This is a genomic window from Shinella sp. (assembly GCF_052438155.1).
GTDB lineage: Bacteria > Pseudomonadota > Alphaproteobacteria > Rhizobiales > Rhizobiaceae > Shinella.
In genome coordinates this window covers 603143-629398 of sequence record NZ_JBQVPI010000001.1, presented here as the reverse complement: position 1 = coordinate 629398, position 26256 = coordinate 603143, and the positions used below count along the sequence as shown (strand labels likewise).

At 63.8% G+C, this 26256-nt stretch carries 24 protein-coding genes and 1 pseudogene; 11 read left to right on the top strand and 14 right to left on the bottom strand.

Going from position 1 to position 26256, the window contains the following annotated elements; genetic code table 11:
- From ACT6VE_RS02900 to ACT6VE_RS02860, 9 genes and pseudogenes are all read right to left on the bottom strand, one after another.
- Positions 1 to 137 (bottom strand): annotated as a pseudogene (locus tag ACT6VE_RS02900) (TetR family transcriptional regulator); the annotation flags it as partial.
- A gap of 5 nt (positions 138 to 142) precedes the next feature.
- Positions 143 to 3280 (bottom strand): multidrug efflux RND transporter permease subunit, encoded by a 3138-nt coding sequence (locus ACT6VE_RS02895; RefSeq protein WP_444797111.1) that lies wholly within the window; start codon positions 3278 to 3280, stop codon positions 143 to 145.
- Between the two features lie 11 nt (positions 3281 to 3291).
- Positions 3292 to 4608, bottom strand: coding sequence for an efflux RND transporter periplasmic adaptor subunit (locus ACT6VE_RS02890; protein WP_444797110.1), 1317 nt, complete (start codon positions 4606 to 4608; stop codon positions 3292 to 3294).
- 190 nt (positions 4609 to 4798) lie between these two features.
- Positions 4799 to 5800 (bottom strand): ABC transporter ATP-binding protein, encoded by a 1002-nt coding sequence (locus tag ACT6VE_RS02885; RefSeq protein WP_444797109.1) that lies wholly within the window; start codon positions 5798 to 5800, stop codon positions 4799 to 4801.
- Between the two features lie 11 nt (positions 5801 to 5811).
- The gene (locus ACT6VE_RS02880; protein ID WP_444797108.1) at positions 5812 to 6876 is read right to left on the bottom strand and encodes a Gfo/Idh/MocA family protein; all 1065 of its coding nucleotides are present in this window, start codon (positions 6874 to 6876) and stop codon (positions 5812 to 5814) included.
- Positions 6873 to 7712 (bottom strand): carbohydrate ABC transporter permease, encoded by an 840-nt coding sequence (locus tag ACT6VE_RS02875; RefSeq protein ID WP_069058354.1) that lies wholly within the window; start codon positions 7710 to 7712, stop codon positions 6873 to 6875. Before ACT6VE_RS02875 ends, ACT6VE_RS02880 begins: the two co-directional genes overlap by 4 nt.
- A 15-nt stretch (positions 7713 to 7727) precedes the next feature.
- The gene (locus ACT6VE_RS02870) at positions 7728 to 8678 is read right to left on the bottom strand and encodes a carbohydrate ABC transporter permease (protein WP_444797107.1); all 951 of its coding nucleotides are present in this window, start codon (positions 8676 to 8678) and stop codon (positions 7728 to 7730) included.
- 286 nt (positions 8679 to 8964) lie between these two features.
- Complete coding sequence (locus ACT6VE_RS02865; RefSeq protein ID WP_444797106.1) at positions 8965 to 10224, bottom strand: ABC transporter substrate-binding protein; 1260 nt, start codon at positions 10222 to 10224, stop codon at positions 8965 to 8967.
- A 42-nt stretch (positions 10225 to 10266) separates the two neighbouring features.
- Positions 10267 to 11160, bottom strand: coding sequence for an N-acetylmuramic acid 6-phosphate etherase (locus tag ACT6VE_RS02860; protein WP_444797105.1), 894 nt, complete (start codon positions 11158 to 11160; stop codon positions 10267 to 10269).
- A 197-nt stretch (positions 11161 to 11357) separates the two neighbouring features.
- On the opposite strand from ACT6VE_RS02860, the gene ACT6VE_RS02855 reads away from it, so the two are divergent.
- The 7 genes from ACT6VE_RS02855 to ACT6VE_RS02825 all read left to right on the top strand — a co-directional run bounded on the left by ACT6VE_RS02855 (position 11358) and on the right by ACT6VE_RS02825 (position 17665).
- Positions 11358 to 12245: a BadF/BadG/BcrA/BcrD ATPase family protein gene (locus ACT6VE_RS02855; RefSeq protein WP_444797104.1), complete on the top strand. Its 888-nt coding sequence runs from the start codon at positions 11358 to 11360 to the stop codon at positions 12243 to 12245.
- Positions 12242 to 13006, top strand: coding sequence for a GntR family transcriptional regulator (locus ACT6VE_RS02850; protein ID WP_160856880.1), 765 nt, complete (start codon positions 12242 to 12244; stop codon positions 13004 to 13006). The genes ACT6VE_RS02855 and ACT6VE_RS02850 overlap by 4 nt, the downstream gene beginning before the upstream one ends.
- 23 nt (positions 13007 to 13029) lie before the next feature.
- Positions 13030 to 14052, top strand: coding sequence for an SIS domain-containing protein (locus ACT6VE_RS02845; protein ID WP_444797103.1), 1023 nt, complete (start codon positions 13030 to 13032; stop codon positions 14050 to 14052).
- Complete coding sequence (gene nagA / locus ACT6VE_RS02840; protein WP_444797102.1) at positions 14049 to 15209, top strand: N-acetylglucosamine-6-phosphate deacetylase; 1161 nt, start codon at positions 14049 to 14051, stop codon at positions 15207 to 15209. The genes ACT6VE_RS02845 and nagA overlap by 4 nt, the downstream gene beginning before the upstream one ends.
- Before the next feature lie 71 nt (positions 15210 to 15280).
- Positions 15281 to 16336 carry a dipeptidase gene (locus tag ACT6VE_RS02835; protein WP_444797101.1) on the top strand — a complete coding sequence of 352 codons (1056 nt, stop codon included), beginning with the start codon at positions 15281 to 15283 and terminating at the stop codon, positions 16334 to 16336.
- A gap of 19 nt (positions 16337 to 16355) precedes the next feature.
- On the top strand, positions 16356 to 17102 hold the full coding sequence (locus ACT6VE_RS02830) for a copper homeostasis protein CutC (protein ID WP_444797100.1): 747 nt from the start codon (positions 16356 to 16358) through the stop codon (positions 17100 to 17102).
- Positions 17103 to 17161: 59 nt separating this feature from the next.
- On the top strand, positions 17162 to 17665 hold the full coding sequence (locus ACT6VE_RS02825; RefSeq protein ID WP_444797099.1) for a CreA family protein: 504 nt from the start codon (positions 17162 to 17164) through the stop codon (positions 17663 to 17665).
- Positions 17666 to 17718: 53 nt separating this feature from the next.
- Here the strand turns inward: ACT6VE_RS02825 and ACT6VE_RS02820 are convergent, their stop codons facing one another.
- The 3 genes from ACT6VE_RS02820 to ACT6VE_RS02810 form a co-directional block, all read right to left on the bottom strand.
- Positions 17719 to 18081, bottom strand: coding sequence for a hypothetical protein (locus ACT6VE_RS02820; protein WP_444797098.1), 363 nt, complete (start codon positions 18079 to 18081; stop codon positions 17719 to 17721).
- Between the two features lie 202 nt (positions 18082 to 18283).
- Entirely contained in the window at positions 18284 to 18748 is a 465-nt protein-coding gene (locus tag ACT6VE_RS02815; RefSeq protein WP_069058342.1) for a chemotaxis protein CheW, read from the bottom strand.
- Between the two features lies 1 nt (position 18749).
- Positions 18750 to 20723: a methyl-accepting chemotaxis protein gene (locus tag ACT6VE_RS02810; protein ID WP_444797097.1), complete on the bottom strand. Its 1974-nt coding sequence runs from the start codon at positions 20721 to 20723 to the stop codon at positions 18750 to 18752.
- A 291-nt stretch (positions 20724 to 21014) separates the two neighbouring features.
- Between ACT6VE_RS02810 and ACT6VE_RS02805 the strand changes: the two genes are divergently transcribed.
- From ACT6VE_RS02805 to ACT6VE_RS02790, 4 genes are all read left to right on the top strand, one after another.
- Positions 21015 to 21170 carry a hypothetical protein gene (locus ACT6VE_RS02805; RefSeq protein ID WP_444797096.1) on the top strand — a complete coding sequence of 52 codons (156 nt, stop codon included), beginning with the start codon at positions 21015 to 21017 and terminating at the stop codon, positions 21168 to 21170.
- 125 nt (positions 21171 to 21295) lie between these two features.
- Positions 21296 to 21895, top strand: coding sequence for an SCO family protein (locus ACT6VE_RS02800; protein ID WP_444797095.1), 600 nt, complete (start codon positions 21296 to 21298; stop codon positions 21893 to 21895).
- Positions 21896 to 21989: 94 nt separating this feature from the next.
- Positions 21990 to 22871 (top strand): 50S ribosomal protein L11 methyltransferase, encoded by an 882-nt coding sequence (locus tag ACT6VE_RS02795; protein ID WP_444797094.1) that lies wholly within the window; start codon positions 21990 to 21992, stop codon positions 22869 to 22871.
- 486 nt (positions 22872 to 23357) lie between these two features.
- On the top strand, positions 23358 to 25193 hold the full coding sequence (locus tag ACT6VE_RS02790) for an aminopeptidase P family protein (RefSeq protein ID WP_444797093.1): 1836 nt from the start codon (positions 23358 to 23360) through the stop codon (positions 25191 to 25193).
- Here the strand turns inward: ACT6VE_RS02790 and ACT6VE_RS02785 are convergent.
- Positions 25183 to 25494 carry an AzlD family protein gene (locus ACT6VE_RS02785; RefSeq protein WP_444797092.1) on the bottom strand — a complete coding sequence of 104 codons (312 nt, stop codon included), beginning with the start codon at positions 25492 to 25494 and terminating at the stop codon, positions 25183 to 25185. The two genes, ACT6VE_RS02790 and ACT6VE_RS02785, sit on opposite strands and share 11 nt — an antisense overlap.
- 2 nt (positions 25495 to 25496) lie before the next feature.
- Positions 25497 to 26231, bottom strand: coding sequence for an AzlC family ABC transporter permease (locus ACT6VE_RS02780; protein WP_444797091.1), 735 nt, complete (start codon positions 26229 to 26231; stop codon positions 25497 to 25499).
- Between the last annotated feature and the right edge of the window lie 25 nt (positions 26232 to 26256).

Genomic DNA, 26256 nt, shown 5'->3' with positions numbered 1-26256 from the left:
GCGCGGGGGGTACCTCCCGGGGCGCGCGCCACATCCTCCATCGAGGCATGGGCGACACCCTTTTCGTAGAAGACCTTTTCAGCCGCCAGCAGGATCTGCTGGCGGGTTTCCTTGGCCTCTGCCTTGGTCCGGCGCATGGTGCCTACTCCGCCGGGCTGGTTGCCGCCGGAGCCGGCTCCTCCTTCTTTTTCCCGTAGCCGAACAGCTTCATCACGAAGACGAAGAAGACCGGCACGAAGAAGATGGCGAGCACGGTTGCGGTGATCATGCCGCCCATCACGCCGGTACCGATGGCGCGCTGGCTGCCAGAGCTTGCGCCCGTCGCGATCGCGAGCGGCAGAACACCGAGCGTGAAGGCAAGCGAAGTCATCAGGATCGGGCGGAAGCGCAGATGGCAAGCCTCGATGGTCGCATCGATCAGCGACTTGCCGTCCTCCATCAGTTCCTTGGCGAACTCGATGATCAGGATGGCGTTCTTCGCCGACAGGCCGATGATCGCGATCAGGCCCACCTTGAAGTACACGTCGTTCGACATGTCGCGCATCGTGACTGCGAGGACCGAACCGATGACGCCGAGCGGCACCACCAGGATGACCGCGAACGGGATCGACCAGCTTTCATAGAGCGCTGCAAGGCACAGGAATACCAGGAGGATCGAGAGGCCGACGAGGATCGGCGCCTGCGAACCGGACTGGATTTCCTGCAGAGACTGCCCCGTCCACTCGTAACCGAAGCCCGGCGGGAGCTGGGAGGCGAGCCGCTGCATCTCGGCAATCGCGTCACCGGACGAGAAGCCCGGCTTCGTATCACCGCTGAACCGGACGGACGGGTAGCCGTTGTAGCCGACCGTCTGGGTCGGTGCCATCGCCCACTCCGCGGTCGCAAAGGCCGAGATCGGCACCATGCCACCGTTCGAATTGCGCACGTTGAGGTTCAGCAGATCGGCCACCTGCATGCGTTCGTTCTGGTCCGCCTGGACCGTCACACGTTGCATGCGCCCGGCATTCGGGAAGTCGTTGACATAGGTCGAGCCGAGATTGGTCGAGATCGTCGAGTTGATGTCAGCGAAGGTCACGCCGAAGGTGTTGGCCTTCTCGCGATCGATGATGACATTGACCTGCGCCGCATCCGGCATGCCTTCAACGCGCACGCCCGCCACGACATTGCTCTGGGCCGCGAGGCCGAGAAGCTGAGCGCTTGCGGCCGAGAGCGCCTGCTGGCCGAGGCCGGCACGGTCCTGCAGACGGAACGAGAAACCGCCCGTCGTGCCGAGACCCTGGATCGGCGGCGGCGACAGCGCGAAGCTGATCGCATCCTTGATCTGGCTCATCGCCATGCTGGCGCGTCCGGCAATCGCCTGCGCCGAGTTTTCCGGCCCGCGCTCGCTCCAGTCCTTCAGCGTCACGAAGGCAAGACCGGCGTTCTGACCCGAACCGAAGAACGAGAAGCCGTTGATGCCGACGATCGTCTCCACGGCCGGTTCCTGGCCGAAGATGTGCTCGACCTGCGACAGCACCTCGTCCGTACGGTGTCCGGTCGCTTCGGAAGGAAGCTGCATCATGACGATGGCAAAGCCCTGGTCTTCATCCGGCAGGAACGAGGACGGCAGCTTCATGAACAGGTAGCCGAGAGCCACGAGGATGGCGAGGTAGATCACCATGACCCGGCCGGTGCGCCGGATCAGCCAGCTGACGCTGCCGCTATACTTCTTCGACGTCTTGTCGAAGCCGCGGTTGAACCAGCCGAAGAAACCGCGCTTGACCTGGTGATGCCCCTTCGGAACCTGCTTCAGGAAGCTACCGGCAAGCGCCGGCGTCAGCGAGAGTGCCAGGAACGCCGAGAACAGGATCGAGACGACCATGGTCAGCGAGAACTGCTGGTAGATGACGCCCACCGCACCCGGGAAGAAGCCCATCGGGATGAACACCGAGGCGAGCACCAGCGTGATGCCGATGACGGCGCCGGTGATCTGCTTCATCGCCTTGCGGGTCGCCTCCTTGGGCGGCAGGCCCTCTTCCGACATGATGCGCTCGACGTTCTCCACGACAATGATCGCATCGTCGACGAGAATGCCGATGGCGAGCACCATGGCGAACATGGTCAGCACGTTGATTGAGAATCCCATGGCGAGCATGACGGCACAGGTGCCGAGAAGTGCGACGGGAACGACCAGCGTCGGGATGATCGTGTAGCGGATGTTTTGCAGGAACAGGAACATCACGAGGAACACGAGGCCGACGGCTTCGAGCAGCGTGTGCAGAACCTTCTCGATCGACACTTTCACGAAGGGCGAGGTGTCATACGGCGTCGAATATTCGAGGCCCGGCGGGAAGAATTTTGACAGTTCCTCCATGCGGGCCTTGATCGCGTCGGACGTCGCCATGGCATTGCCGGTCGGCGAAAGCTGTACGGCGACGGCTGCCGAAGGCTTGCCGTTGAGGCGCGTCGAGAAGGAATAGCTCTCGCCGCCCACTTCGACCCGGGCAACGTCGCGCAGGCGCACGGCCGAACCGTCCGCATTGGCACGAAGCACGATGGCGCCGAACTCTTCCGGCGTCGTCAGCTGGCCCTTGATGTTGACGGGAGCCGCGATCTGCTGGGTGATCGGGTTCGGCTGCGCGCCGATGCTGCCGGCGGCAATCTGGGCGTTCTGTGCCTGGATGGCGGCATTGACGTCCGCGGCCGTCAGGTTGAGGCCGAGCATCTTGTCCGGATCGAGCCAGATGCGCATGGAACGCTGCGTGGCGAAGAGCTGCGCACGGCCGACGCCCGGCACGCGCTGAACTTCGCTGAGGATGTTGCGGTTGACATAGTCACCGAGGCTGATGGCATCCATCGAGCCATCGGTGGAGGTCAGCGCGACGATCAGGAGGAAGCCGGAACCGGCCTCTTCGACCGTCACGCCCTGGCGGCGCACCGCATCGGGAAGACGCGGTTCGACGCGGCTGACGCGGTTCTGTACGTCGACCGACGCCTGGCTCGGATCGGTGCCGGGCGCAAAGGTGATGTTGATCTGCGCGGACCCTGCGGCATCCGAGGTCGACTCGAAATAAAGCATGCCCTCGACGCCGTTCAGCTCATCCTCGATGAGCTTGGTGACGCTCTGGTAGGTATCCTGCGAGGATGCGCCGGAATAGGACGTCGACACCGTGATCTGTGGCGGCGCGACGTCCGGGTACTGCGCGATCGGTAGAAGCGGGATGGCGATGGCGCCGGCGATCATGATGAAGATCGCGACGACCCAGGCGAAAATCGGCCTGTCGATGAAAAAACTGGGCATCGTTCAGATCCTTACTTCGCCTGTTCGGTCTGTTCGGTCTTTGCAGCACCCTCGCCGCCTGCGGCCTTGTCGGCCTCGCCGGTCTGGACAGCACCCTCGCCGCCCGCAGCCTTGTCGGCCTCGCCGGTCTTGGCAGCACCTTCAGCGCCCTCGGCCTTGCCAGCCTCGCCCTCGGCAGCTTTGGCCACCGCATTCGGGTCCCAGTTTGTCGGCACGACTTCGCCGCCCGGCTGAACCTTCTGGAAGCCTTCGACGATGATCTTCTCACCGTCCTTCAGGCCGTCCGTAATGACCCAGCGCGTGCCGGCCGCACGGCCGACGCGAACGTTGCGGGTACCGGCCTTGTTGTCGGCGCTGACCACGTAGACGAGCGCGCCGCCGGCGCTGTCGCGCTGCACGGCCTGCTGCGGCACGAGCACGGCGTTGCGTTCGATGCCCTGCACGATCTGCACGCGCACATACATGCCCGGCAGAAGATCGCCGTCCGGGTTCGGGAATTCACCGCGCAGCGTCACCTGGCCCGTCGTCTCGTCAACGGCGGCTTCAGAGAACAGCAGCTTGCCCGAATGCGGGTACACGGAACCGTCGTCGAGCATCAGCTTGACGTCGGCCGAATTGTTTTCGGCCATCAGGTCGCCGTCCTCCAGCGCCTTACGCAGGCGCATCAGGTCGGTCGCTGACTGGGTGAAGTCGGCATAGACCGGGTCGAGCTGCTGGATGGTCGCAAGGTTTTCGGTGCCGTTCGCCGAAACCAGCGCGCCCTCGGTGATGAGCGCGCGGCCGATGCGGCCGCTGATCGGCGCCTTGACGTCGGTATAAGCCAGATTGAGCTTGGCGGTCGCGAGGCTGGCCTCGGCGATGGCAACATCGGCATCCGCCTGTGCGAGCTGGGCAACGGCGTCGTCATAGGCCTGTGCGGAAGCGACATTCGACTTGCGCAGCTGCTCCTGGCGGTCGGCCGTGTTGCGTGCCTGGGCCTGCACGGCCTTGGCACGGCGCAACGTCGCCTCGGCGCTGTTGACCTGAAGCTGGAACGAGGCCGGGTCGATGCGATAGAGCACGTCGCCTTCCTTCACCTGCGAGCCCTGCTCGAAGATGCGCTCGATGATGATGCCGGTCGCCCGCGGACGGACCTCCGCGATGCGGGTCGCAGCAATGCGGCCCGGCAGGTCGTTGGTGATCGGCACATCCTCGGCCTTCACGGTGGTGACGGACACTTCCGGCGGCGGAAAGGCAAAGCCCGCCTGCGGCGCCTGCTCGTCCTGGCAGCCGGCGAGAATCAAAAGGGCGCCAAAGGTCACAATCGAAATCGGTCTCGTGAAACGCATGGGTTCTTCCATAGGCAATGCCGGCTGGGATGGCGGCAGGGTGCAAAAAACGAGTCGATGCGGTGATCGCAAGACCACCGCTTCGCAACATACAAACAAGGCTGTATGTTAGTTTCTGACGTTTGACAACCGTAGACCACGGCACGATCTACCGCAATCCACTCCGATCACGGACTTGTTATGAGGGGCCTCAACGTATTGCCTGCCCATTCGCATCGAAGCGATGTGTCTGGCCAGCCGCTGGCGTGGCGAAGACGATGTCGTCCACCGCATAGTGATGTTCGCCGAACAGGCGGACGGTTACCAGGCCGACTTTGTCCGACTCGAGGTAGACGATCGTGTCGGCGCCGAGGTGCTCGACATGCACCACCTTGCCCTTCCAGTCACCGTTGTCACGCGACAGTGCAAGGTGCTCCGGGCGCACGCCAATGGTCTTCGCATCCGTCACGCCGACGCGCCCCGCATCGATGAAGTTCATGCTCGGCGAACCGATGAACCCGGCAACGAAGAGGTTGGACGGGCGGTTGTAGAGTTCCATCGGCGAGCCGATCTGCTGGATGACACCAGCATCCAGCACCACGATCTTGTCCGCCAGCGTCATCGCCTCGACCTGGTCGTGCGTGACGTAGATCATCGTGGCCTTCAGCTCCCGGTGCAGCCGGGCGATCTCAAGGCGGGTGTTGACGCGCAACGCCGCATCGAGGTTGGAGAGCGGCTCGTCGAACAGGAACAGTTTCGGCTCGCGCACGATGGCGCGGCCGATAGCGACGCGCTGGCGCTGGCCGCCGGACAGTTCCGCCGGGCGGCGCGCCAGGTACTTTTCCAGCGACAACATGGATGACGCCTTATCGACGCGCTGTTCGATCTCCGCCTTCGGGGTGCCCGCCTGCTTGAGGCCGAGACCCATATTGTCCTTGACCGTCAGGTGCGGATAGAGCGCATAGGACTGGAACACCATGGCGATGCCGCGCTTGGCGGGCGGCACGGTCACGACTTCCGCGCCATCGATGGTGATCGAGCCGGAGGTCGCATCCTCAAGGCCGGCGATGATGCGCAGCAACGTCGATTTCCCGCAGCCCGAGGGACCGACGAAGATGACGAATTCACCGTCCTTCACGTCAAGGTCGATGCCCTTGATCACGTCGACGGTGCCGAAGGACTTGCGTATGGATTTAAGTTGAAGAGAGCCCACCTGATTTCCCCTTAAAGCTTGACCGTTTGACCGGTTCTGACACTTTCGTCAGCCGCCAGGCAGATCCTCAGCGACTGCACTGCATCGTCCATGTGCCGCGAGAGGTCGATGTCCTCACGGATGGCCTTCAGCACGAAAGCCTGTTCGCGGTCGCACAGTTCCTGGTGACCGGGCTCGCCCGCCATTTTCAGGTCCTCGTCCGGCGCAAGGAACTTGCCGTTCGGCCCCGTCGCCGCGTTGTGAACGCGGATGACCGCCGTCTTGGTGTGCGTGTCGATATCGTCCGACTTGGCATTCGGATCCATGACGATCGAGACCGAGCCGTTCGGCGACATGACGTCCTTCACGAAGAAGGCCGTCTCGGAGATCATTGGCCCCCAGCCCGCCTCGTACCAACCGAGCGAACCGTCGTCGAACAGCACCTGGAGATGGCCGTAATTGTACATGTCCGGCGCGATCTCGTTGGAGAGCCGCAGGCCCATGCCACGGACCTCGACCGGCTTGGCATCGGTGATCTGGCACATCACGTCGACATAGTGCACGCCGCAGTCGACGATCGGCGGGGTGGTCTGCATCAGCGCCTTGTGGGTCGCCCAGGTCGGCCCGCTCGACTGCTGGTTCAGGTTCATGCGGAAGACGTAGGGACCGCCGAGCTTGCGGGCCTCCTCGATGAGCCGCACCCAGGAGGGATGATGGCGCAGGATATAGCCGACGACGAGCTTGCGGCCGTTGGCTTTCGCACAGGCCACGACCCGCTCCGCATCCGCCACCGTCGTCGCCAGCGGCTTTTCGAGGAAGACATGCGCACCGGCTTCCATCGCCGTAATCGCGTATTCGGCATGGCTGTCCGAATAGGTGCTGATCGAGCAGAGTTCCGGCTTGAACTCGGTCAGGGCATCCAGGAACGACGGATGAATCTCGTAGCCTTCCAGACCGGCCGGCACCGGAACCTTCGAGCGGTTGACGAGCCCGACGATCTCGAAACCCGGATTTTCATGATAGGCGAGCGCGTGGCTGCGGCCCATATTGCCGAGACCGGCGGACAGGACGCGGATTGGGGTATTGGCAGAACTCACTTGACTGCTCCCGAGGTAATGCCGCGGATCAGCTGCCGCGAGAAGATGAAGTAGAGGATGAGCACGGGCAGGATCGCTAGCGACAGGGCGGCGAGCACCGCATTCCAGTTGGTGACGAACTGGCCGATGAAGATCTGCGAGCCGAGCGTTACCGTCTTGGTTGCCTCACTCGGCGCCAGGATCAGCGGGAACCACAGGTCGTTCCAGATCGGGATCATCGTGAAGACCGCGACCGTCGCCATGGCCGGCCGCACCAGCGGCAGCACGAGGCGGAAGAAGATCGAGTATTCCGAAAGCCCGTCGATGCGCCCGGCATTCTTGAGGTCGTCGGAGACGGTCCGCATGAATTCCGACAGGATGAAGACCGCGAGCGGAATGCCCTGCGCCGTGTAGACCAGCACCAGCGCCGTCAGCGTGTTGACGAGACCCGTCGCCACCATGCCCTGCAGGATCGCGACCGTGCCAAGACGGATCGGGATCATGATGCCGATGGCAAGGTAAAGCCCCATCAGCGTGTTGCCGCGGAAGCGGTATTCCGAGAGCGCGAAGGCGGCCATGGCGCCGAACAGCAGCACCAGCGCGATGGAAACCACCGTGACGACAAAACTGTTCTGGAAGTAGGTGGCGAAGTCACCCTGACCCAGCACCGTATAATAGCCGACGAGATCGAAGGTCTTCGGCGTCGGAATCTGCATCGGGTTACGAAAGATCGCGTTGCGATCTTTCATCGAGTTGATGAGCGTCAGGAACACCGGAAAAATCGAGATCGCCGCGTAGCTGAGGAGCGCCAGGTGGACGAGCCCCGTGCGGGTAAGCGAAGTGCGTGCTTTAGACATGTCAGCCCCTCCCGATCAGAACTGGTAGCGGCGGATGCGCCGCTGGATGACGAAGAGATAGAGCGAGACGCCGGCAAGGATGATGAGGAACATGACCGTTGCGATCGTCGCCCCCATCGAGCGGTCACCGAGCTGAAGCTGGAAGCCGAAGAAGGTGCGGTAGAGCAGCGTGCCGAGGATGTCCGTCGATCCATCCGGCCCGGCAAGCGCCCCTTGCACGGTGTAGACCAGGTCGAAGGCGTTGAAGTTGCCGACGAAGGTGAGGATCGAGATGATGCCGATGGCCGGCAGGATCAGCGGCAGCTTGATCTTCCAGAACTGGCTCCAGCCGGTGATACCGTCGCATTCGGCCGCTTCGATCACCTCTTCCGGGATGTTGAGCAGCGCGGCATAGATCAGCATCATCGGGATGCCGACATATTGCCAGACGGAGATCAGCGACACGGCGATCAGCGCCGAGTTCGGCTTGCCGAGCCAGGGCGCGAAGAACGACTTCAGGCCGACGAGGTCCATCAGGTGGGGCGAGACGCCCCAGATCGGCGAAAGGATGAGCTTCCAGATAAAGCCGACGATCACGAAGGACAGCAGCGTCGGCAGGAAGATCGCCGTGCGATAGGCGGCGGCAAAGCGCAGCTTCGGGATCGACAACATGGCGGCAAGCGCCACCCCCATCGGGTTCTGCACCAGCATGTGGATGATGAAGAAGAGGACGTTGTTCTTCAGCGCGTTCCAGAAGTCGTCCGCCCAGCGCTCGTCGCCGAACAGCACCTGGAAGTTGCCAAGCCCGACAAAGGTCGACTGGCCGTCCACCGTGTTGAACAAGGACAGGCGCAACGTCTCGATGAGCGGCAGGATCATGACCGCCGAATAGACGATGAAAGCCGGCAGCAGGAACACGCCGATATGCCAGCGCGTCGGGCGCTTGATCAGCCCGGTCGCTTCATGGGTAGAAGGTATGTCGCTCATGGCCCAGCCTGCCCCTCTGATGGTTGTTCGTTCAAATCCGCATACGCGAACGCCTTGCGCGGCGGCTTCACCGCACATGACAATTTCAGCATACACATTAGTAACGGGGTCGCGCCCCGAATTTGCCTTTCGGCACCCTCTGTCCACCGGGACAAGGAGGGATATGGCATGCGCCGGTCACGTCGAGCCGCGCCGCCTAAAGTCCCTCCCCCCGACTGTTGCGGGGAGAGGACCGGAGCAGGGAAACCCTGCTCCTCAAGCAGAATTCAGCGACTGAAACCGGCGCTTACTTGGCCGGCTTGTACCAGCTGTCGAGACCCTTCTGGAGCTTCTCGGCGGCCACTTCCGGCGTATCGGTGCCGTTGATGACGTTGGCGGATTCCGTCCAGGTTTCGTTTTCGAGGTTCGGCGTGCCGCGCGACAGGATCTGGTAGGTCGAGCGGATCGTCGGCTTGCACTTTTCACGCCAGGACACGAATTCCTGCGCCAGCGGGTCGGCCATCTTCACCGCGGTCGAGTTCAGGCTGAAGAAGCCCGGCAGCGAGTTGGCGTAGATGTCGGCGAATTCCGGCGAGGCAACGAAAGTCAGGAACTTCTTTGCCGCTTCCGGATTGGCGCCCTTCGCGTTGAGGCCAACGCCGATGTCGTTGTGGTCAGAGATGTAGCAGGTGTCGCCGGCGTTCTTGACCGGCGGCGGGAAGGCCCCCATCTTGAACTGCGCCTGCGTGTTGAACAGGCCGATTTCCCACGAGCCGGCCGGATAGATGGCAGCGCGGCCGAGCGTGAAGAGGTTCTGGCTGTCCGGATAGGTCTGGGCTTCGAAACCGTCGCCGAGATAGTCCTTCCACTTGGCGAGAACGCGGAACGGCTCGACCCAACCCTCGTCGGTCAGCTTCTGCTCGCCCTTGATCAGCGCCTTGCGGCCTTCTTCACCCTTCCAGTAGGTCGGGCCGATGTTCTGGTAGGCCATGGTTGCGGCTTCCCAGAGATCCTTCGTGCCCATCGCCATCGGGATGAAGCTGCCTTCGGCCTTGATCTTGTCGAGGGCTGCGAAGAATTCGGCTTCCGTCGCCGGAACCGTGATGCCGAGCTGATCGAAGGCATCCTTGTTGTAGATGAAGCCGTGGATGACCGAGGCCATCGGCACGCAGAACGCCGTCGCACCATCGTCCGTCGTCCAGGCGGCCTTTGCCACGTCGGAGAAGTTCTCGATGCCCGGCAGATCGTTCAGGCTGGCAAGGTGACCCTTGTTGAAGAGTTCCAGCGACGCGTCGAACGGACGGCAGGTGATGAGATCGCCTGCGGAGCCGGCGTCGAGCTTGGCGTTGAGCGCGGCGTTGTATTCGGTCGGCGCGGTCGGCGCGAAGACGACCTTGATGCCGGGGTTCTTGGCTTCGAAGGCCGGGATGATCTTTTCCTGCCAGATGGCAAGGTCGTCATTGCGCCAGCTTTCGACGGTCAGCGTGACGTCCTCAGCCTGGGCAAACCCGGCCGTGCCGAGGATGCTCGAAGCAAGGAGCAGGCCCTTGATTGCGTTGCGTGTCATGTCATTCTCCCCTTTTATGCGCCGCAGCGCGTTTTGAGACTGTTATCCGAGAGCCTTGAGGGCGCGGCGGAGACTTTGCCCCGACCGGTCCAGCGCCGCCTGCGCGGCACCGGCATCCTCAGCTCCCGCAGCGAGCAGCACGGCCGCCTTGACCGACCCCTCGGAGCGCGCGAGAAGGCGCTCCGCCTCGTCGAGCCCGACACCGGAAATGTCGGAGACGATACGGCAGGCACGCCCCTTCAGTTTGATATTGTCGGCCTTGAGATTGACCATGTGCCCATCGTGCACATGGCCAAGATGGATGCCGACCAGCGTGGAAAACATGTTGAAGGCGATCTTCTGCGCCGTGCCCGCGCCCATGCGCGTCGAGCCGGAAATCACCTCCGGCGGCGTCTGCAACAGGATCGCGACGTCGGCGCCGTCAAACAGCCGGGCACCGGGATTGTTGGCGAAGGAAACGACCTGTGCGCCCTTCTCCTTCGCGTAGGCCGCGATGGCGAGCGCATAGGGCGTACTGCCGCTGGCAGAAACAGCAATCACGCAGTCACCGGGGCCGATACCGGCCTGCGAGGCATCGGAAACCGCAAGGTCGCGGTCATCCTCATATCCGCCTGCAAGGTCTTCGAGACTCGCGGCACCGCCGGCGAGCAGAATGACGATGCGATCTCGGGAAATGCCATAGGTGCCGGGAAGTTCGAGCGCGTCGGCCATGGCCATCAGGCCGGAACTGCCGGCGCCCACATAGACAAGGCGGTCGCCGGAGAGCAACGCATCGGCGGCAAGACGGGCAGCAGCGGCAATATCGCCAAGCGCGCCGTCGACCACGGCGGCCGCAGCCTTCTGCCCATCCGCAAGCACTTTCAGCACATCCACGGGCTGACGTTCGTCGAGCCCGCTTGCCTGATCGTGCCTGCCTTCAGTCTTGCCTGCAGCCATCGTTGTGTCTCCTCTGCCCGAAATTAATGCCAAAAAAATACCAATTGTCCATAGGAAATTAATTTTTGAGACCACTTTTTTGCAGTTAGATATTTTTATATAACAAAATCAATAATATATAAGAAAGCTTATTTTCGATACCACCATACCCCTTGGTTAATGGTATTTTTTTGGTATCGTTGCTCATGGAGGTGCCCATGACGGATTACATTCTCGGTATCGACGGCGGAGGGACGAGTTGCCGTGCGGCGGTCGCAAGACCGGACGGCACGATCCTCGGGCGCGGCAAGAGCGGCGCGGCCAACATCCTGACCGACCCCAACAATGCGATCATTTCCATCACGGAAGCCGCCAAGGCCGCCTATCGCGAAGCCGGGTTCGATGAGGCCAGCGTCAATGGCGCCTCGGCGTTTCTCGGCCTTGCCGGCACCAATGTCGGCGATCTCACGCGCTATGTGCACGACCGCCTGCCCTTCCGTCACACCGACATCGATTCTGATGGCCTGATCGCCCTGCAGGGCGCGATCGGCGACGAGGACGGCGCCGTAGCGATCCTCGGCACCGGCTCCATCTACATGGGCCGCAAGAACGGCACCGTGCGCTATATCGGCGGCTGGGGCTTTACCGTCGGCGATCTCGGCGGCGGCGCGCGCATCGGCCACGCCCTCTTGCAGGAAGCCCTGCTCGCCCATGACGGCGTGCACGCACGCTCTCCGGTCACCGACGTCGTGCTGGAAGAGTTCAAACACGATCCGCGCGGCATCGTCGAATTCGCACGGCTCTCCAAGCCCGGCGATTTCGGCCGGTTCGCGCCCCTCGTCTTCGATCATGCACGTCAGGGCGACCCACAGGCCATCGCCATTGCCAAGGCGGGGGCAACGGCGGTCAACGAATCCCTCGATGCCATCATGGCTCAGGCCGGCGCACCGCGCCTCTGCCTGCTCGGCGGGCTGGCGCCGCTCTATCCGAACTGGCTGTCCGAGCACCATCGCGCCATTCTGGTTGAAGCCCAGGCCGACGCCCTGACCGGCGCCGTGGCGCTCGCCGCCAACCGCCGCAAGGAACGAACGGGAGCCGCCGCATGACCACGCCGCTCACCGCGATCCTTTCACCCGAAAGCCTGCAATCCGGCGTGCCCGGCCCGCTTTACGTCAAGCTGCGCCAGACGCTGGAAGAAGCGATCACCTCCGGCAAGCTCAATTACGGCGATGCCCTGCCGGCCGAGCGCGATCTCGCCGACCACGCCCATGTCAGCCGCGTCACCGTGCGCAAAGCGGTCGACGATCTCGTCAAGGACGGCCTGCTGGTGCGCCGCCATGGTTCCGGCACCTTCGTCGCAAAGCCTGTCTCCAAGGTGCAGCAGTCGCTCTCGCGCCTCACCTCCTTTACCGAGGACATGGCGCGGCGCGGCCTCACCACCCGCGCCGAATGGCTCGACCGCGGCCTCTTCCACCCCTCGCCGGACGAGATGATGATGCTCGGCCTGCCGCCGGATGGGCTCGTCGCCCGGCTCGGCCGCCTGCGCGTTGCCGACGACATGCCGCTCGCCATCGAGCGCGCCTGCATTTCCTCCGAGTTCCTGCCGGATCCGATGCAGGTGCAGGGATCGCTCTATGCCGCGCTGGAAAAACATGGCTGCCGCCCGGTGCGCGCCGTGCAGCGCATCTCCGCCTACAACATGAAGGATCCGGACGCCGCCATGCTCGGCGTTCCCGCCGGTTCGGCCGGGCTCTCCATCGAGCGGGTATCCTATCTCCGTACCGGCCGGGTGGTGGAATTCACCCGCTCCATCTATCGCGGCGACGCCTACGATTTCGTCGCCGAACTCACGCTCTCCGAGACGTGAGCGCCAACCGCAAAGGGACTTCCATGCAGACCAACATGCGCAAAGAAATCAACGAGATCCCCGAAGCGGCTGCCCGGCTGCTGAGCGGCTCGGCAAGCGCCATTGCCGCCGCCGGCAAGGCGCTGCGCGAGCGGGATCCGCAATTCTTCGTCACGGTCGCGCGCGGCTCCTCGGATCATGCCGCACTCTTCCTGAAATACGCCATCGAACTGACCGCCGGCCGGCCGGTCGCCTCGCTCGGCCCGTCGCTCGCCTCGATCTACGGCGCCAAACTGAAGCTCGGCGGCGGCGCTGCCATCGCCATCTCCCAGTCGGGAAAAAGCCCTGATATCGTCGCCATGGCCGAAGGCGCAACGAAGGGCGGCGCGGTCTCGATTGCGCTCACCAACACCTTGCCCTCGCCGCTCTCGGAGGCCTGCTCGCATTCGCTCGACCTGTCCGCCGGTCCCGAACTCAGCGTAGCCGCAACAAAATCCTACGTGAATTCCATCGTCGCCGGCCTCGCCGTGCTGGCGGAATGGACGGGCGACGACGCGCTCGACCGCGCGGTGAAAAACCTGCCGGAACACTTCGCCAAGGCCGTCGCCCTCGACTGGTCCGAGCTTGCCGGCGATCTCAAGGACGCCCAGTCGCTCTACGTGCTCGGCCGCGGCCCCGGCCTTGCCATCGCCAGCGAGGCCGCGCTGAAGTTCAAGGAAACCTCCGGCATGCATGCCGAGGCCTATTCCTCGGCGGAAGTGCTGCACGGCCCGGTCGCCCTCGTCGGCCCGTCCTTCCCGGTCATAGCACTTGCCGCCCGGGATGCTGCGGAAGGTTCCGTCACCGGCATGGCCGACAGCCTGGCCGAGCGCGGCGCCTACGCCTGCGTCACCGGCGCCGGCGCGAAAAGCGCGCGAAAACTGCCCTTCGTCGCCACCGGCCACCCGATCACCGACGCGCTCGCCCTCATCGTGCCCTTCTACGGCTTCGTCGAAGCCTGGTCGCGCGGCAAGGGTCTCGATCCCGACAAGCCGGTCAACCTCAAGAAAGTGACGGAAACCCGATGACAGCGCTCACCGCCATTACCGGCGCCCGCATTTTCGACGGCGATCTCTGGCACGAGAACAGCGCGCTGCTGATCGATGACGGCAAGGTCGCCGCCATCGTGCCGCGCCGTGGCGTACCAGCCGATGCCCGGGCCGTTCCGATGGACGGGCTCTCGCTGGTCCCCGGCTTTGTCGATTTGCAGGTCAATGGCGGTGGCGGCGTGCTGCTCAACGAGCAGCCGGACCTCGAAGGCATCCGCACCATCTGCGCGGCCCATGCCCGCTTCGGCACGACCGGGCTACTGCCGACCCTGATCACCGACAACCGCGCGGTGACGACGCAAACCATCACCGCCGGCCTCGCCGCACAAAAGGCGGCGGTTCCGGGTTTTCTCGGCCTCCACCTGGAAGGCCCGCATCTCTCCCTCGCGCGCAAGGGCGCACACGACCCGGCGCTCATCCGCCCGATGGAGGACGCCGACCTCGCCCGGACCATCGACGCCCGCAAGGGCCTCGATGCCCTGCTGATGACGCTCGCGCCGGAAAACGCCACCAACACCCAGATCGCAGCGCTCCATGCGGCAGGCGTCACCGTCAGCCTCGGCCATTCCGATTGCGGCTATGATACCGCGGCCGCCGCGGTCGAGGCAGGCGCACGCATGATGACCCACCTGTTCAACGCCATGAGCCCGCTCGGCCACCGCGAGCCCGGTATGGTCGGCGCGGCACTCGATCTCGGCCACCTCAATGCCGGCCTCATCGCCGACGGTTTCCATGTCCACCCGGCCTCGATTGCCGCGGCGCTTCGGGCGAAGCGCGGCCCCGGCCGCATCTTCCTCGTCACCGATGCCATGTCGACCATCGGAACGGACATGACGAGCTTCTTCCTCAACGGCCGCGAGATTTTCCGCGAGGGCGGCCGCCTGACGCTCGCCGATGGCACGCTCGCCGGCGCCGATATCGATATGGCGTCCTGCATCCGCTACATGCGCGATCATGTCGGTCTCGACCTGGAGGAAGCGCTGCGCATGGCGTCGCTCTACCCGGCCGAAGCGATCGGCATGACGGGCCGCAAGGGTCGCCTGACCCACGGCCACGATGCCGACTTCGCCGTCATCGACGACAACGTCAACGTCCTCTCCACCTGGATCGCCGGCACACCGGTCTTTGCCGCCTGACGAGGACGCCACGGTCCTTGCAGGCCGCGGCGGAATCGGCTCTACCGGCCGGGCAAGGATAGGAGCGACACATGCAATTGATCTTCGACGGCCACAACGACGTTCTCCTGCGCCTGCTGGAAAACGCGCGAAAGGGCGCCGATCCGGTCGCCGAATTCGTGGACGGCACCGACAAGGGCCATATCGACGCCCCGCGCGCCAAAAAAGGCGGTCTCGCCGGTGGTTTCTGCGCCATGTTCATCCCGCCGAACGAGGACTACCCCGCGCGTGAGGTCGACGAGAACGGCCACTACAATATCCGCATGGTCGGACCGCTGGAACAGCCTGCCGCGCTCAACACCGCCATTGAAATGGCCGCCATCGCCTTCCGCCTGGAACGCGCCGGGGCGCTCGCCATCTGCCGCTCCACTGCGGACATCCGCTCCGCCGTGGCGGCCGGCCGCTTCGCCGCCGTCCTGCATATCGAAGGCTGCGAGCCGATTGCAGAAGACCTTTCCACGCTGGAGGCGTTTTACGCGGCCGGCCTGCGCTCGCTCGGCCCGGTCTGGAGCCGCCACAACCGCTTCGGCCACGGCGTCCCCTTTGCATACCCCTCCTCGCCGGACACCGGCCCCGGCCTCACCGATGCCGGCGTCGAACTGGTCAAGGCCTGCGATCGCCTCGGCATCATGATTGACCTTGCCCACATCACCGAGCAGGGTTTCTGGGACGTCGCAAAAACCAGCACCCAGCCGCTCGTCGCCACCCATTCCAACGTCCATGCCCTGACGCCGATCTCGCGCAACCTCACCGATCGCCAGCTCGACGCGATCCGCGAGCGCAAGGGCATTGCCGGCCTCAACTACGCCACCACCATGCTGCGCGCGGACGGGCTCGAAAACGCCGATACGCCGCTCTCCGACATGGTGCGCCATGTCGACCACATGGTCGAACGCATGGGCATTGACTGCGTGGCGCTCGGCTCGGATTTCGACGGTGCCACGATCCCCGCCGCCATCGGCGATGCCGCCGGCAGCCAGGCACTGGTCGAAGCACTGCGTTCTGCCGGTTACGGCGAAGACGATCTTGCAAAACTCTGCCGCGAAAACTGGCTGCGGCTCCTGAAAACCGTCTGGCGCGAAGCCTGACCAAACTGCGGAAGCGACCATGACCAAGCCCCTCATCGAACTCTGCGTCGAAGGCATCGACGGTTTCCTCGCCGCCCAGGAGGCGGGTGCCGACCGCGTGGAACTGTGCGCGAGCCTCGTGGAGGGTGGCCTGACGCCGAGCCTCGCGACGATCCGCGCCGCGGTAAAGGCGGCAAAGATCCCTGTCCATGTCATCATCCGCCCGCGCGGCGGCGACTTCCTCTATTCGGACACCGAGTTCGAAACCATGGTGGAGGACATCAAGGCGCTGCGCGACGAGGGTGTCTCCGGCGTCGTCATCGGTTGCCTGACGCCGGATGGCAGGATCGACGAGCCGCGCACGAAAGCACTGGTCGAGGCCGCGCGGCCGATGTCGGTCACCTGCCACCGGGCCTTCGACATGACGGCCGATGCCCGCGAGGCGCTGGAAGCGCTGATCCGTTGCGGCATCGACCGCGTGCTCACCTCCGGCCAGCGCGATACTGCGGTCGAAGGCGTCGCGATCCTGAAAGCCACCGTGGAACAGGCCGCCGGCCGCATCGTCATCATGGGCTGCGGCGCGCTCGATGCGGACAACATCCAGACGGTCCGCGACGAGACCGGCCTCACCGAAATGCACTTCGCGGCGCTTACGACCGTTCCAAGCGGCATGGCCTTCCGCAACCCGCATGTCGGCATGGGCGGCAGCGAAAAGGACCGGGAATACGAACTGACCCTGACCGACAAGGACGCCGTGCGCGCAACCATTGCCGCCGCAAAATCCTGACGGACGTCTTGCAAGCTGCCGGCGGTCCCTTACGTGTAAGCGAAACAAGGAGTTCCGCCATGCCGCTCAAGCCATCCGTTTCCCGCCTGCGCACGCTCGTCGCCGCCGGCCTTCTGGCGCTCGCCGCCCTGCCGGCGGCCGCCGAAACCGTTGGCAAGGTCGGCGTCGACTGGATCGGCAACGATATCTATATCGATGCGGTGACCGACCCGGAGGTCTCCGGTGTCACCTGCCACGTCACCTATTTCGACCGCAGCGTCATCGATCGCCTGAAGAAGGGCAACTGGTTCGAGGATCCGTCGAACAATGCCATCTCCTGTCAGCAGACCGGACCGATCACCATTGGCGATATCGAACTCGACCGCGAAGGCGAGGAAGTCTTCAAGTCCGGCCTGTCGCTGATCTGGAAGTCGCTGATCGTCACGCGCGTCTACGACAAGAAGAACGACACATTGATCTACCTCGCCCATTCGCGCGAATTGACGGAGGGGTCTGCAAAAATGTCGATCTCCACCGTCCCGCTCTACGGCGAGACCGTTACCTGGACCAACGGCAAGCCATAAAAAACGCCCCGGCACCTGAAGGTCCGGGGCATCTTTTTGCGGTGAATGGCGGCTTACTTGACGTAGACAATCTTGCCGCCCGTTGCAGACGTCTTGATTTCAACCACGTTCTGCAGCTGGACGTCCTTGGATGCCAGCGTCTCGAGCAGCGCCGGGTCTGACTGCAGTTCAGTCTGGACCTTCTCCATCTGCGAAGGATCGTTTGCCTTCAGCTTCAGGCGTTCGGCCTCGGCGGTCTCCGTTTTGTCATCCTCCAGGGTGGAAATCTGGACGATGCTCACATCGGCGGCCGCAATTGCGCCGGTCGCCAGACCGTCAGAGGTCATGGGCGCCGTAGTGTCCTGAGCATAGGCGATACCCGCAACCGGCGACACGACAAGAAGCGAAGCAAGAGCGATAGTAACAGTCTTCTTCATAACGTTTCTCCAATGTTTCTCTTACGGGAAGCATGGATAAAACGTTAACGTCCTCGGTTGGTTCCGAATAAAATGGCACGCCAACACGCGCTGTGGATGCTTGATATACGATAGTGCCCTGAAAAAGAGCTTTAGACAGCCGAAAGCACCCGGCCGAAAATCGGCCAGGTGCTCAAACCCGAATTCCGTCCCTGCCCGCGAACTAGGCGGCCTGGGCGAGTTCGTCGGCGATGACGGTGTCCAGGTTGAGGAAGCAGACCATCGACTTCTCCAGCGCCACGATGCCGCGGCAGAAGGCGCGCTGGGCTTCCGGAATGATTTCCGGCGCCGGCTGCAGGGCCTCGCTCTTGATGGTCATCATGTCGGAGACCTGCTCGACCAGCAGGCCGACCAGCTTGCCGGCGATATCGGTGACGATAATGGCGGAGCGCTCGGACGGCTCCGTCATCTTCATGCCGAGGCGGCAGGCCATGTCGATGACCGGGATCACCGCGCCGCGCAGGTTGATGAGACCGAGCACGTAGGGCGGCGTATGCGGCATCGGCGTCACCGGCGCCCAGCCGCGGATTTCGCGGATGGCCATGATGTCGATGCAGAATTCCTGCTCCGCGAGGTGAAAGGAAACGATTTCGAGATAGGCGCCGGACTGCTTGATGGCGTTGGACATGTCAGAATTCTTCCCAGTTTTCTGCGACGGCAAGGGAGTTCCCCTTCACCGCGGCATTGCTTTTGAAGGCCCCGGCAACCTTGGAGACAAGGTTTCTTGCCGGAGACGGGGCGGGACGGGAGGCGGCGGAGGCCGCCCTCGGGCTACCGACGGAGGCGCGCACGCCCTCGTGGATCTGGAACTGGCCGACGAGACGGGTAAGGTTTTCCGCGTCCTGGGCCAGCGTATGGCTTACGGCATTCGACTGTTCGACCATCGCGGCGTTCTGCTGCGTGACATGGTCCATCTGGTTGACGGCGACGTTGATTTCCTGGAGGCCGCTCGCCTGTTCGCGGGCAGCGGTAACGATGGAAGCCATGTGCTCGTGGATGCGGACCACATCGCCGCCGATGCGGCCGAGCGACTGGCCAGTCGCCTGCACGAGGCGCGAGCCGGTCTTCACCTCTTCCGAAGAGCGGGTGATGAGGCTCTTGATGTCCTTGGCGGCACCGGCGGCCCGCTGGGCAAGTTCGCGAACCTCCTGGGCCACGACGGCAAAGCCCTTGCCGGCCTCCCCTGCCCGTGCCGCTTCGACACCGGCATTGAGCGCAAGCAGGTTGGTCTGGAAGGCGATTTCGTCGATGACGTTGATGATCTTGCCGATTTCGCTGGAGGCACCTTCGATGCGCTCCATCGCCGACATGGCGTCGCTGACGATGCGTTCGGATTCCACCGCACTTGCCTTGGTGGAATCGATCATCTGGCCGGCCTCTTCGGCGCGGACGGTCGCCGTGCGCACGGTCGTCATGATCTCTTCGAGTGCGGCGGAGGTCTCCTCCAGCGAGGCCGCCTGTTGCTCCGTCCGTTTTGCCAGATCGTCTGCGGCAGCACGCATCTGGCCGCTGTTCGACTGGATGGAACCCGTATTGTCCTTCACATCGGCCATGACGTTGCGCAGGCGTTCGACGGTGTTGTTGAAGTCGCTGCGCAGCTTTTCGAGATCGGCGCGGAATGGATCGAGCAGTGCGACCGTCAGGTCGCCTTCGGACAGACGGTTAAGGCCGCGACCGAGCGCTTCGACGGCCACGCGCACCTGCCGCTCGTCCTCATGGGCCGCGGTCTCGCGACCGTGCCGTTCGGTTTCGATGCGGGCGCGGCTGTCTTCGTTCGCCTGTTCCAGTTGACGCTTTTCCACGGCGGCCTCGCGGAAGGCTTCTGCCGATCGGGCCATCTCGCCGATCTCGTCGCCCCGTTCTGTCGCAGCGACTGGCGTGTTCACGTCGCCGGAAAGGATGCGCTTCATGCTGTCGCGAACGGCGAAGATGCCGTCGCGCAGTTTCTTGCCGTGATAGAGGATCAGGCCAAGCAGCGTAATCATGCCGAGGAGGCCGATGCCAATCTGGTATTGGAGGGACTGCGCGGACGCGAGCTGCGCATCGTTGACGCGCGCTTCGAGCAGCCCCGAACCTTCCCCGGCAAGCGCGCCCAATGTTGCCGTAACACGCTCGCCGCCACCGTCGATGGCGTCGTCGAGCGCTGAGAAGGCCTCAAACGGCGCACCGTCTTCGACCATCTTCTTGAGATCGACGGAAATCGCCTTCTCGATCAGTTGCAGATCCCCCTCGAGCGAATCGAGCATGTTCGGCTTGCCAAGTTCGGCAGCCAGCGCCTTGGCAGGGCCTGCACCCTCCTTCAGCGTTTTCAGAGAGTCTTCGATGATCTTCAGCCGCTCCGGCTGGATGGCCTTTTCCTCGCGGTCGATGATGCTGTCCATCGCGACCAGGACGAGATCGACATTCGCCAGCCGCATGGCCTGAACGATGTCGACCTTGTTCTGAATGCCGACGGCGGCCTCGGAGGCGTCGCGGATCGTCGTGCCGCCGTGCCACCCGGCCGCAAGCATCGTGCCGAAGCCGACGAAGGCGGCTGCGCCGAGCGTTGCGAGACGGGAACTGACGGAAAGGGTCCTGCGCTTTGCTGTATTTTCGTGAGACATGATGCGGTTCGCCCGATCGAGCCCGGCCCTCGCCGCGGCATCCCTTCTGGATCCTGGGTGAAATACGCTTCTCGCCGTCTCCCCCGGTCGGCGGACATCATGCCCGGTGAGCCGATTCCGGCCCTTGCGCGTATTGGGACCGTGACAAAGAGAGATTAAACAAAACCTAAAGAGGGCACGCTGAAACTCGCATTTTAGCAAAATTTGATGAATTCTGCGGCGCCGGAATACCTGGCGTTGCGGGAGGCAGCCCCGGTTCCAAAACCAGTCGTTTCATGCTAGGCTCGTCGCATGGACAAACGCCGCCGATATACAACCTTGCTCGCCGCGCTGATTGCGCTCGGCCTCGGCGTTCTGGCGGCCAAAGCAGCCTTTGCCGGCTGGCTGGAGCACGGTCCGGCGATTTTCCTGAGCCTTGCCGAGTCCGGCATGTCCTGGTGCTTCTGATCACAATCCCGCGAGCCGGCCGGCTTCCTTCCCATTGCGGCAATTGGCGCGTTTGCGCGACCCGAAACGAAGGACTATGAAACCGGCAAGCGGCGATAGCCGCATCGTGCTCTCGAAGGATCACCATGAAGACCCTGCGCCTCGTACTCTGGATCGCTGTCGCCCTTGTTGCGGCCCTGCTCGGCTGGCTGACCCTGGAAATGACCCAGACCAAGGATCAGGTCGCCGGCGGCCCGTTCGGCGTGCCCTTCGAGCTCGTTGCACAGGACGGCAAGCCGATCACCGAGAAGGCGTTTACCGGCAAGCCGACCGCCCTGTTCTTCGGCTTCACCCATTGCCCGGAAGTCTGCCCGACGACGCTGTTCGAACTCGACGGCTGGCTCGCCAAGGTCGATCCTGACGGCTCCAAGCTCCAGGCCTATTTCGTGACCGTCGATCCGGAACGCGACACGCCGGAACTCATCGGCCAATATGTCGGCAACGTGTCGAAGCGCATCACCGGCATTTCCGGCGCGCCGGACAAGGTCCTGGAAATGGCCAAGGGTTTTCGCGTGTACTATCGCAAGGTGCCGCTCGACGAGAAGAAGCCCGACGGCGACTATACGATGGATCACTCGGCCTCCGTCTTCCTGCTCGACGCCGACGGCCGCTTCATCGGCACGATCGCCTATGGCGAGAACGCCGAGGTTGCCGAAGAGAAGCTTGCCAACCTGATCAAGCGATAAGCGCCAAGGCAGATAAGCATGAAGGCGGGCAATCCGCCTTTGCCCTCGGCTTTCGGACATGCTAGGCGGACCTGAAACAACAGGGACCCGAGCCGTGGCCGAAATCCGCCTCTATATCTCCACGACCGAGAAGCGCTCCGAGATCGCGCTTTCGCTGATGAGCGACGCCTTCGAAGAAGAAGGCTACGCCATCGCGACGATGGAGGTCGACGAGAAAAACGATATCTGGGAAGCCTCCGTCTACATGTTCCGGCAAGACGAGGCGGAGATCCATGACCGCTTCGCCGCGCTGCTCGCCACGGATTTCCCCAATGCGGAGATCCAGCGCGAGGTGCTGCCGGATATCGACTGGATCGCCAAGTCGCTGGAGGGCCTGAAGCCCGTGCGTGCCGGCCGTTTCATCGTACATGGCTCGCACGACCGCGGCACCGCCCGCCCCGGTGAAATCGCCATCGAGATCGAAGCCGGGCAGGCTTTCGGTACCGGCCATCACGGCACGACGGCGGGCTGCCTGGAGGTGATCTTCAGCGTCATGCGGTCGCGCAGAGTCAAACGCGTGCTTGACCTTGGGACAGGCAGCGGCGTGCTGGCGATCGCCGCACGCAAGCTCGCACCCGCTCGGGTTCTCGCCACGGACATTGACCCGATCGCCACCCGCGTCGCGCGCGAAAACGTGCGCCTCAACGGAATTGCCGCCGGCGTCACGCTGGAAACCGCACCCGGCTTCCATTCCACCGCCTTCCGCCGCCACGGCCCGTTCGATCTCATCATCGCCAACATCCTCGCCCGCCCGCTGATGCGCATGGCACCGCAGCTTGCCGCCCAGCTCGCACCAGGTGGCGACGTCATCCTGTCGGGCATCCTCGCCTCGCAGCGCTGGAAGGTGCTGGCCGCCTATAACGGCGCGGGCCTGCGCCATGTGCACACCATCTGGCGCAACGGCTGGGTGACGATCCACCTCGACAACAGACGCTAAGGCACGCCACGACAGCGGGATGGTCACATCCCGCTGTCAAGCGTCAGAAAAGCGGACAAAATAAAAGGCGGTGCCAGAGGCACCGCCTATGGTCGGCAAGCCGACCTGCCCGCGAGCTTGAGGAGGAGGAGCGCTCAAGCGGGCCTATGTGTTCCGAGCGCCTTCCCGGAGGAGGGAGGAGGAGTGACCGGCAAGACGCCTGATCGGAACACCTAGCTGTTTGCGATTCGAAGGACTGGAGGAAGGTTCACTTCGTTTCGCTTGAAGCGCGCTTTACGTTCGCTTCGTTGGCGCCGCTTATAATCGATTCCGAAATTCGAGAAAGCCTTTTTGGCACATGGGTGCCATGCACAATCTGCATAAGTCCAATTCCAGACCTCTTTCCCCTTCCCCAGACTGCTGGAACGTTACCTCTCCCGCCTTTGACGTGAAGGGCCGATGGGCTAAGTTGCCTTCACGATTCATAGCCTCATCGAAAGCCTTCCCATGTTCCAGAGTTTCGACGTCAAATCCACGCCCCAGTTCGGCCGCGAGCGCGTAGACGCGCTGCGCGCCGCATTCGATGTTCTCGGCATTGACGGCTTTCTCGTGCCGCGCGCCGACGAATACCAGGGCGAATATGTGCCGGCGTCCGCCGAGCGCCTGTCCTGGCTGACCGGCTTCACGGGCTCGGCGGGCGTGGCACTCGTCATGCGCAATCAGGCGGTTGTTTTTGTCGATGGCCGCTATGTGACGCAATTAGTCGAGCAGGTGGACGGCAGCGTCTTTACCGGCGGAGACCTTGTCGGCGAGCCGCCGCATCTCTGGCTGCAGAACCACGCGCCGAAGGGTTTCAGGCTCGGCGTCGACCCATGGCTGCACACCGGCGCGGAAGTCCGACGGCTGGAAAAGGCGCTGTCAGGCGTCGGTGGCGCACTCGTCTTGCTGCCTCACAATCCGCTCGACCGCATCTGGACCGACCGTCCGGCCGAACCACTCGGCCGCGTCGCCATCCAGGCCATCGACCAGGCCGGCGAACTCGCCAGGGACAAGCTGGTGAGGATGGCTGAAGCGACGACTGTCGCTGACGCCGATGTCCTCGCCGTCACCGACCCCTCCTCGATCGCCTGGATCTTCAACATCCGCGGCGGCGACGTGCCTCACACGCCGCATCCGCTCGCCCGCGCCATCATCCCGGCAGACGGCCGGCCGCTCCTCTTCCTCGACAAGCGCAAGACCGGCATCGAACAGGAAGCCTATCTCACCCAGCTTGCCGACCTCGTGCCGCCATCGCAGTTCGACGAGCGCATTGCCGCGCTGGCGGCCGCGGGCAAGCGCATCCTCATCGACCCCGACCAGGCTCCCTTTGCGCTCGCCGAGATCGTACGTGCCAAGGGCGGCACGCTGGTGGAAGCCATCGATCCGGCCCGCCTGCCCCGTGCCTGCAAGAACGCCGTGGAGCTTCAGGGCTCTGCCCGCGCCCACCTTCAGGACGGCGCGGCGATGGTCGAGTTCCTGGCATGGCTCGACAGCACGACACCCGGTTCGCAGACCGAGATAGCCGTCACGAAGAAGCTGGAAGAGGTTCGCCGCAGCGTCGGCGAGCGCCAGCAGAACCCACTGAAGGACGTGTCCTTCGACAGCATCGCCGGCGCCGGCGCCCATGCCGCCATCATGCATTACCGCGTGACGACCGATAGCGATGCGACCATCGAGCCCGGCACGATGTTCCTCATCGATTCCGGCGCGCAATATATCAACGGCACGACGGACATCACCCGCACGGTCGCCATCGGCGCGGTGCCGGAGGAGCAGAAGCGCTTCTTCACGCTGGTGCTGAAGGGCATGATCGCCATCAGCACGGCGCGCTTCCCCAAGGGCACGCGCGGCTGCGACCTCGATCCGCTCGCCCGCATCGCGCTCTGGAAGGCAGGGGCCGATTACGCCCACGGCACCGGCCACGGCGTCGGCTCCTATCTTTCCGTGCATGAGGGCCCGCAGCGCATTTCACGGCTTTCGACGCAGGAGCTGCTCGAAGGCATGATCCTCTCGAACGAGCCGGGCTATTACCGCCCGGGCGCCTTCGGCATTCGCATCGAGAACCTGATCCACGTTCTGCCAGCCGCCCCGGTGGAGGGTGGCGACATCGATATGGCGAGCTTCGAAACGTTGACCTTCTGCCCGATCGACCGCCGCCTCATTCTGACGGCGCTCCTGACGGACGAGGAACTTGCCTGGCTCAACGCCTATCACGCGCAAACGCGTGAAAAGCTGCTGCCGCTGCTGTCGGATGACGCAACGAAAACCTGGCTCGAAAAGGCGACTGCGCCGATCAGCCGATGAAGTGACGCAGGACCATGACGACGATCCAGCCGATGCCCAGCATCGGCAGGAGCGAAAGGCGCAGCCCGACAAGCAGGGCGATCGCCATCGTCAGGCTCACGTCGAGTCCACCCGTTACGGCAGCCGGCGCAACCAGCGTGGTGAGCACGGCCGCCGGGACGGCGTTCAGCGCCGCTTCCGCCCGGGGCGGAATGCGCTTCATGCGCGTGATGAAGACATAGCCGCCCACGCGGGTCAGGTAAGTCGCGATCGCTCCGGCCGCGATGATCAGGAGCGTCTGCATGTGGAACATGTTTTCCATTTTCACGCCTCCCCTTCTGCCGTCTTGCCGACCGGTGTTTCATTCTCCTTGCCGTCGAGCGGCATGAGAGCAGCCACGACGACACCGGCGAGCGCGCCGAGGCTGACATGCCAGGGCGAGCCGACAAAGTGCATGGCAAGAATAGAGCCCGCCGCCGACGCGATCACCACCGGCAGCCAGTTTGCCCGGCTGCGGAAGCCGAGCACGAGACCCATGAAATAGATCGGCAGCAGCACGTCGATGCCGATCGCCTTCGGGTCGCCGATCAGGTTGCCGAGGAAGCCGCCGACGATCGTCAGGCACAGCCACGGCACATAGACGCTAAGGCCGAGCACCATGGACCAGACATAGCTGACGCGGATGCCCGCATCGGCGCGGCGCTCGGTTTCGGCGAACTGCGGGTCGGTGAGCAGAAACAGCGAGGTCGCCTTCTGCCAGAAAGTCAGGTGGCGGATATGGGCGGCAATGGCCGCCGAATAGAGCACATGCCGGAAATTGACCGCGAAGATCGACAGCACCACCAGCCATGGCGCAACGTTGTGGTTGAAGAGTTCGACACCGACGAGCTGGCTCGCGCCAGCATAGAGCGTGGCGCTCATCAGCGCCGCTTCGGCGATGCTCAGCCCGTTGTCGACGGCGACCGCGCCGAACAGCACGGCAAACGGCGCCGCTGCAATCGCAACGGCAATGCCACGCCGAAAGGCGTCGCGGATTTCATCTTTGGTGGCGGGGGTCATGGGTCTGCTCTGTGTTGCAACGGCG

Excerpts from the sequence above, each read along its gene's own strand:
- ACT6VE_RS02895 (WP_444797111.1), bottom strand. The coding sequence starts at position 3,280 with ATGCCCAGTTTTTTCATCGACAGGCCGATTTTCGCCTGGGTCGTCGCG.
- ACT6VE_RS02890 (WP_444797110.1), bottom strand. The coding sequence starts at position 4,608 with ATGCGTTTCACGAGACCGATTTCGATTGTGACCTTTGGCGCCCTTTTG.
- ACT6VE_RS02875 (WP_069058354.1), bottom strand. The coding sequence starts at position 7,712 with ATGTCTAAAGCACGCACTTCGCTTACCCGCACGGGGCTCGTCCACCTG.
- ACT6VE_RS02870 (WP_444797107.1), bottom strand. The coding sequence starts at position 8,678 with ATGAGCGACATACCTTCTACCCATGAAGCGACCGGGCTGATCAAGCGC.
- ACT6VE_RS02865 (WP_444797106.1), bottom strand. The coding sequence starts at position 10,224 with ATGACACGCAACGCAATCAAGGGCCTGCTCCTTGCTTCGAGCATCCTC.
- ACT6VE_RS02860 (WP_444797105.1), bottom strand. The coding sequence starts at position 11,160 with ATGGCTGCAGGCAAGACTGAAGGCAGGCACGATCAGGCAAGCGGGCTC.
- ACT6VE_RS02855 (WP_444797104.1), top strand. The coding sequence starts at position 11,358 with ATGACGGATTACATTCTCGGTATCGACGGCGGAGGGACGAGTTGCCGT.
- ACT6VE_RS02850 (WP_160856880.1), top strand. The coding sequence starts at position 12,242 with ATGACCACGCCGCTCACCGCGATCCTTTCACCCGAAAGCCTGCAATCC.
- ACT6VE_RS02845 (WP_444797103.1), top strand. The coding sequence starts at position 13,030 with ATGCAGACCAACATGCGCAAAGAAATCAACGAGATCCCCGAAGCGGCT.
- nagA (WP_444797102.1), top strand. The coding sequence starts at position 14,049 with ATGACAGCGCTCACCGCCATTACCGGCGCCCGCATTTTCGACGGCGAT.
- ACT6VE_RS02835 (WP_444797101.1), top strand. The coding sequence starts at position 15,281 with ATGCAATTGATCTTCGACGGCCACAACGACGTTCTCCTGCGCCTGCTG.
- ACT6VE_RS02830 (WP_444797100.1), top strand. The coding sequence starts at position 16,356 with ATGACCAAGCCCCTCATCGAACTCTGCGTCGAAGGCATCGACGGTTTC.
- ACT6VE_RS02825 (WP_444797099.1), top strand. The coding sequence starts at position 17,162 with ATGCCGCTCAAGCCATCCGTTTCCCGCCTGCGCACGCTCGTCGCCGCC.
- ACT6VE_RS02820 (WP_444797098.1), bottom strand. The coding sequence starts at position 18,081 with ATGAAGAAGACTGTTACTATCGCTCTTGCTTCGCTTCTTGTCGTGTCG.
- ACT6VE_RS02815 (WP_069058342.1), bottom strand. The coding sequence starts at position 18,748 with ATGTCCAACGCCATCAAGCAGTCCGGCGCCTATCTCGAAATCGTTTCC.
- ACT6VE_RS02810 (WP_444797097.1), bottom strand. The coding sequence starts at position 20,723 with ATGTCTCACGAAAATACAGCAAAGCGCAGGACCCTTTCCGTCAGTTCC.
- ACT6VE_RS02805 (WP_444797096.1), top strand. The coding sequence starts at position 21,015 with ATGGACAAACGCCGCCGATATACAACCTTGCTCGCCGCGCTGATTGCG.
- ACT6VE_RS02800 (WP_444797095.1), top strand. The coding sequence starts at position 21,296 with ATGAAGACCCTGCGCCTCGTACTCTGGATCGCTGTCGCCCTTGTTGCG.
- ACT6VE_RS02790 (WP_444797093.1), top strand. The coding sequence starts at position 23,358 with ATGTTCCAGAGTTTCGACGTCAAATCCACGCCCCAGTTCGGCCGCGAG.
- ACT6VE_RS02785 (WP_444797092.1), bottom strand. The coding sequence starts at position 25,494 with ATGGAAAACATGTTCCACATGCAGACGCTCCTGATCATCGCGGCCGGA.
- ACT6VE_RS02780 (WP_444797091.1), bottom strand. The coding sequence starts at position 26,231 with ATGACCCCCGCCACCAAAGATGAAATCCGCGACGCCTTTCGGCGTGGC.